Genomic DNA, 257 nt, shown 5'->3' with positions numbered 1-257 from the left:
CCGCCACCGCCTCCAGCCAGGCGTCGCCGCTCAGGAGAAGCTGGCCGTAGACGGCCTCCATCAGCTCGGCGCGCCCCTGCCCCGGGTTCGGCCGGCGCAGGAGCGACAGGATCGGGTGGCTCTCGTGGCGCCGCGCCGCGTCCTGCAGGACGAGCGGCAGAGCCGCGGCGGATTCGGCGACGAGCTTCACCGCGCGGAAGCCCACCGGGTTGCCGGCGAAGCCCGACCGCATCAGCGCGCCCGCCTCGCGCGGGCTC

1 protein-coding gene is annotated in these 257 nt (G+C 76.7%); it reads right to left on the bottom strand.

What is annotated here, in order from left to right:
- Positions 1–257 (bottom strand): phage portal protein (locus tag AB6A65_RS16375; protein ID WP_371039470.1); only part of this gene is annotated, 257 nt, incomplete at both ends.

The organism is Rhodosalinus sp. FB01 (assembly GCF_041365715.1).
GTDB lineage: Bacteria > Pseudomonadota > Alphaproteobacteria > Rhodobacterales > Rhodobacteraceae > Rhodosalinus.
Note: the sequence above shows the minus strand (reverse complement) of the source record. Positions and strands in the feature narration are given on the sequence as shown.